Below are 1,557 nucleotides of genomic sequence, written 5' to 3' on the forward strand. Positions count from 1 at the left end.
ACGTCTCGCGTGCCGATGCCCGCGTCGTGATGCGCGAAGGCCTGGCGGCGCAAGGTTTCGACGCTGCCGTGCCGCCGCCGGTGCTGGCCGCGCTGGCCGGCGAGATCGAGGCCTCGCACTGCGGCCAGCTCGACGCCGCCACCGCCGGCAAGATGGCGCTGGCCCAGGTGGCGCGCGACCAGTCCATGGCGCGTGCGCTGGAAGCCAACGCCGCACGCGGCGCGGTGCTGCTGGCCGGCAACGGCCATGTGCGCACCGACGTCGGCGCGCCGATCTGGCTGTCGGCGGCGACCCGGGCGCGCGCCGAAGCCATCGGCGTCGTCGAACAGGGCGACGGCGTCAACGCCTTCGACCGCCGCGTCGAGGTGCCGCGCCAGCCGCGGCCTGACGTCTGCGCCGGCATGCGCGCCGCGCCGGCGGCTTCGGCCGCGCGCTGAGTCGCCGCTCGCGCCGCGGCCCCGCCTGCGCGCCAGCGCGCGGCTCAGGGCGGCGCCAGCAGACCGTCGAACAGCGGCTGCAGCGTCAGCCGGTCGGCGCTGCGGGCGTCGGCCGTCGGCACCCACAGCGGCAGCTCGGCGCCGGCGTTGACCACCGCCAGCACCAGTTCGGCCGCCAGCGCCGCGTCCAGCGGCCGCACCGAGCCGTCGACCAGGCCTTCGACCAGCAGGCTGGCGTAACGCGCGGCCAGGCGCTCGCCGCTGCGGCGACAGCTGGAAACGCACCAGCGCCCGCGCCGCCGCGCCGGCGCGCAGCCAGCCGCTGCCGGGTGCCGCCTCGGCGGCACGCAGCGCCGCGCGCTGCAGCGCGAAGCTGCGTTCGAAGCAGGCCGAGATCAGCCCGTCCTTGGTGTCGTGGCGGTGGTAGACGGCCCCCTTGCTGCGGTGCAGGCGCGCGGCGATGCGCTCCAGCGACGCGCCGCGGTAACCCTGTTCGTTGACGAGCGCCGTCGCGGCCTGCAGAAAAGCTTCGGCCGCGGCGTCCTCGGCCGGAGCCGCCAGCACCGCTTCGGGCAGCGCCGCCACCTGGCGCCAGCACGAGCCGGGCGCCGCCAGCCCGCGCAGCAGCAGCTCGGCCACCTGGCCGGCGGCGCGTTCGTAACACTCGATCTCGTGGCGCGAGATCCACGAGCGCATCCAGTTGGCCACCGACAGCAGCACGTGGGCGCGGGCGTTGCGTTCGGCCCTGGCGAGCACCGGCGCGTCGCCAGCGTCGAGCAGCGCACGCACGCGCCGGTACATGCCGTTGTAGGCCTCGAACACCGGCTGAGACTGCGACTCGGGCAGCGCGCGCACGTCGTTGAAGGCGACGAGGTCGGGGCGCGCGCCGGCATGCACCTCGGCCAGCCGGCGCGCGAAGCCGCGCAGGAAGTGGCGCAGCCGCGCCTCCAGCCCGGTCTCGGCCGCGGCCTCGGCGGCGAGTGTGTCGACCGCTGCGATGGCACGCAGCAGGCAGGCGGCGGCCAGGTCTTCCTTGCGCCGGAAGTAGTGCGTCAGGCTGTTCGTCGCCAGGCCGACGCTGGCGGCGATGTCGGCCAGCGTCGCGCCGCGCAGGCCTTGT

The 1,557-nt window shown here is 76.2% G+C and carries 2 protein-coding genes and 1 pseudogene; 1 reads left to right on the forward strand and 2 read right to left on the reverse strand.

Features of this window, described 5'->3' with window-relative positions:
- Window positions 1-437 (forward strand): ChaN family lipoprotein (locus CKO43_RS25380; protein WP_200380409.1); only part of this gene is annotated, 437 nt, incomplete at its 5' end.
- Window positions 438-481: 44 nt separating this feature from the next.
- Here CKO43_RS25380 and CKO43_RS26075 read toward each other — a convergent pair.
- Window positions 482-784: a hypothetical protein gene (locus tag CKO43_RS26075; RefSeq protein WP_242481419.1), complete on the reverse strand. Its 303-nt coding sequence runs from the start codon at window positions 782-784 to the stop codon at window positions 482-484.
- 97 nt (window positions 785-881) lie between these two features.
- A pseudogene (locus CKO43_RS26080) lies at window positions 882-1,550 on the reverse strand (TetR/AcrR family transcriptional regulator); the annotation flags it as partial.
- Between the last annotated feature and the right edge of the window lie 7 nt (window positions 1,551-1,557).

Origin of the sequence: Rubrivivax gelatinosus (assembly GCF_016583785.1) — a bacterium.
GTDB lineage: Bacteria > Pseudomonadota > Gammaproteobacteria > Burkholderiales > Burkholderiaceae_C > Rubrivivax > Rubrivivax gelatinosus_B.